The organism is Novosphingobium hassiacum, assembly GCF_014196055.1.
Classification (GTDB): Bacteria; Pseudomonadota; Alphaproteobacteria; order Sphingomonadales; family Sphingomonadaceae; genus Novosphingobium; species Novosphingobium hassiacum.
This window is the reverse complement of the sequence record NZ_JACICY010000042.1, coordinates 1-3,825: the sequence shown is the minus strand read 5'-3', so window position 1 is coordinate 3,825 and position 3,825 is coordinate 1. Positions and strand designations below refer to the sequence as shown.

2 protein-coding genes and 1 pseudogene are annotated in these 3,825 nt (G+C 63.5%); all 3 read right to left on the bottom strand.

The features are described 5' to 3' along the window. Positions 1-58: 58 nt before the first annotated feature. The 3 genes and pseudogenes from GGQ88_RS20925 to GGQ88_RS20910 all read right to left on the bottom strand — a co-directional run bounded on the left by GGQ88_RS20925 (position 59) and on the right by GGQ88_RS20910 (position 3,718). Positions 59-1,233: pseudogene (locus GGQ88_RS20925) on the bottom strand (IS701 family transposase). A gap of 418 nt (positions 1,234-1,651) precedes the next feature. After that, complete coding sequence (locus GGQ88_RS20915; protein WP_183615339.1) at positions 1,652-2,839, bottom strand: IS91 family transposase; 1,188 nt, start codon at positions 2,837-2,839, stop codon at positions 1,652-1,654. A 9-nt stretch (positions 2,840-2,848) separates the two neighbouring features. Then, a complete protein-coding gene (locus tag GGQ88_RS20910; protein WP_183615338.1) occupies positions 2,849-3,718 on the bottom strand; it encodes a tyrosine-type recombinase/integrase in 870 nt (289 codons plus the stop codon). Positions 3,719-3,825 lie beyond the last annotated feature (107 nt).

Below are 3,825 nucleotides of genomic sequence, written 5' to 3'. Positions count from 1 at the left end.
CGATGGCCATGAGCAGCCACATCGGGGACATTGGATCGGTGGCGATCGGGACAGGCGTTCAATGATGGCTTGCCGGACCGCTGGCAGGCTGGGCTGAGGCGGCGGTCCTGCGATTCTTTTTTTTCCGCCCCGCATGAGCGAGGCGGCGGGTCTGCAGAAAGGCGTAGGCCATCATTGTCATCAGCGCGTGGCGATGGAGGCCTGTCCAGGAACGGCCCTCGAAGTGGTCGAGGCCGAGCTCGTCCTTGAGTTGTTGATGCGCCTGCTCACAGATCCAGCGCGCCTTGATCGCGCCGGCCACGTCCTTGATCGGGGTGTCCGCAGGCAAGTTCGAGAGGTAGTATTTCCGCTCACCGTTCGAGCGATGCGCGCACGCATGGCTGCAAAGCGTGCGACCAAGCGGCCTTTGGTTCCTCGACGCCAGCTCACGCGGCGCCATTTGGCGCCTTCCAATATCGTATGAGCCGCGACCGACTTGAGGTCGGGCACGTGACGCAAGCGTGGCCGTCCACGCCCTGCCACGGGAAAGATCAGTTGCACGTCAGCCGGGTAGACCTTCTGGTGCCTGGGAATGCCGACCGCCCAGCAAAGCCCGCGGGCACTCAACGCCTTGCGGAATGGTGCCGAAAGCCCATAGCCCGCATCCGCCAATACGCAGCCGAAGCGCACCCCGGCAGCAGCGATCCGGTCGATCTCCGCTATGGCCAGTTCCGGCTTCGTCCTGGCCTGCCGGAATTGCTCGGGCACGCCTGCCTTGATCATGCGGGCTTCATTGCTCGTCCAGCTTTCCGGCAGAAACAGCCGCAGGCTCAGCATGAGCGGCACTTCCCCCGAGGCCAGCGTCACCGATACCAGCGTCTGGCAGTTGGCATTCTTGCCCAGCGGCGAGGCATACTGTGGGGCAACGCCGACCGACGCATTGCCCTTCTTCGGCAAGGCCGTGTCGTCGATGATCAGCCACGCGTTCTCGCCGCCGACGAGATCATCGGCCTGCTGCCACAACGTCGCTTCCAGCGGCGCGCTGTCCCACACGCCGGCGCCGATGAAATGGTGCAGTCGGTCATAGCTGACCGCGTCAACGCGCGCCGCCATGGGCTGGATGCTCTTGCGATCGCCGGGACCAATCAGCCCAGCGATATAGGCCGGGCACATCCGGCGCCGCGTCCTATTACCAAGCCCCTTCAGAAACGGTTCGAGCCAATGCTCGAGATCGTTCTGCCAATCCGTATCCACAGCCAGCCTCCATCAAAGCTGGCTCCCCATGAATCACGCATTCGCCGCGAAGGGAATCTGGAGGGTTCTGTGAGGTCGCGCGGCACTGAGGGGCGGGCTTGGCACTGCGCGCGACCTCATTGAAGCCGGATTGAGCGAACCCGCTGACGCGCGCGCGACCTATGGGATAAGTGCTACAACCTTGGTCGTTGCGGTTTTGGCTTGGGCGATCCAAAGCCCGAGCGCCAGTGGTCGCGGCGTCCAATTCTCGACGAAGGCTGCGGCGATCGTTGTGCCGATCGGCAATTTGAGCTGGCTGCGGCTCGACACTGCTGCCCAGTGGGTGGGTCTGCGAGATACCGGGCAAAGGGCATCGCCGCGTTCGTCGGCACCGTTGCCGCAACGCCGCTGGGTTTGATGTTGGACCGATCTCTTGAGGTCATGATGTATCGGGCCAAGGTTGCGGTCGCGCGATACGCCAGCGTGGCAGAGCGGCAGTGATCCGCAGAATGCCGCCACAGCATGGGCACCGGGTCTGGTCAAAGTTCGGAAGCCTCGAGGTTGTATTGTCGGCTTCGCCCGCGACGGCCGCGATCGGCTCGGGCGGGCCGAAGAGCGCTCGGATGGTGGCGAGCCGTGCACGGCGACAGCCATTGGCGAGGAAGCCATAGTGGCGGATGCGATGGAACCCGTCCGGCAGGCTGTGGATGAGGAAGCGGCGGATGAACTCGTGCGGATCGAGCGACATCAGCCTGGATGCGTTGCCATGACGGTAGTCGCGCCAGCGGAAGGTTACGGCGGCCTCGTCGGCGCTGACCAGGCGGCTATTGGCGATCGCGACCCGGTGCGTGTAGCGGCCAAGATAGGCAAGGACATGCTCGGGCGATCCGAACGGCGGCTTGGCATAGACTATCCAGTTCTTACGCCGCAGCTTGCGGACCGCGGCGGCGAAGGTGCTCGTGTCGTCAAACCCATCCAGCTTGCCAGAGAAGCGCAACCGGCCGGCCGCATGTGCGACCGCAAGCCGTTCGAGGAACAGGCGTCGGAACAGGCGGGAGAGGACATGGATGGGCAGGAAGAAGTTCGGCCTGCAACCGATCCACCGTCCATCCGGAGAAAGCGCGCCGCCGGGGACAAGGCAATGAACATGCGGATGATGCGTGAGCGCCTGACCCCATGTGTGCAAAATCGCCAAGAACCCGATCTCGCCGCCCAGGTGACTGGGATCGGCGGCGATGGTCTTGAGCGTTGCCGCAACGGCATCGAACAAGATCGCATAGACCACCGCCTTGTTATGAAACGCGATCTCGGCGACCTCGCTCGGCACCGTGAACACGACGTGGAAATAGGGCACTGGCAGCAGATCGGCCTGTCGGTCGGCAAGCCAGCGTTCGCGCGTCGTACTCTGGCACTTGGGGCAATGCCGATTGCGGCAGGAGTTATAGGCAACGCGGGCATGCGCGCAGTCTTCGCAGGCCTCGATATGACCACCGAGCGCCGAAGTCCGACACAGTTCGATCGCCGACATGACGCGGCGTTCCACGCGGCCGATGTGGCCGTCATGAGCATCGCGATAAGCGCAGCCATGGCGGCGGAAGATATCCGCCACCTCCAGATCGGAACGCACCGCCGCCGCTCAGGCCGGTGGCACCACCTCAAGGGTCAAGCGATCGAACGGGCTTTGTGTACCGGCGATCGTGCTCGTCGCCACATGGGTGTAGCGCGCCGTCGTCGACAGGTTGCCGTGCCCAAGCAGAACCTGAATGATCCGGATATCCGTGCCGCTCTCGAGCAGATGCGTCGCAAAGCTGTGCCGAAGCGTATGCACGCTCACCCGCTTGACCAGGCCCGCTGCCTTGGTCGCCGACCGGCAGGCCGCGTGCAGGACCTGAACATCGATCGGCTTGTCACCCCGGCCAGGAAACAACCATTCCTCAGGACGCGCCAGTCGCCAATAGGTCCGCAAAATACCCAGCAACTGCGGCGACAGCATGACCGTGCGGTCCTTCGCGCCTTTGCCATGGCGGACCTGGATCAACATCCGGTCACTATCGATATCTGCAACCTTCAGACTGACCGCCTCCGCGGCGCGAAGTCCTGCGGCATACGCCGTTGTCAGCGCGGCACGCGCCTTGAGCGATGACACCGCTTCGAGAAACCGAACCACCTCGTCGGCACTCAGGATCGCCGGCAGTTTGCGCGGCGTGCGTGCATACGCGATCCGCTCCGGGATCTCCGCACGGTCCAGCGTCACGCCGTAAAAGAAGCGAAGGGCGCAGACCGTCTGGTTGAGCGCTCCCCACGAAACGCCTTGGGACACCAGATAGACCTGAAACGCACGGACATCTTCCAGCCCAAGCCGATCCGGTGAGCGACCGTGATACTGGCTGAACCGTTTGACCGCGTGAATGTACGATCGCTGCGTGGCAGGTGACAGGTTGCGCAGGCTCATATCGTCGATCATACGACGGCGCAGCGGGCTTACCGCTGCCGTGGCATCAGTCATGGGATGGTCTCCTGGTTGCAGGTTGGTCTCAGCAACCAAACCTTCCCATCAGGAGGCCATTCCAGCCAATACGCCACACTCTCCCGCGTCAGCGGGTTCGTTCAATC

Excerpts from the sequence above, each read along its gene's own strand:
- GGQ88_RS20910 (WP_183615338.1), bottom strand. The coding sequence starts at position 3,718 with ATGACTGATGCCACGGCAGCGGTAAGCCCGCTGCGCCGTCGTATGATC.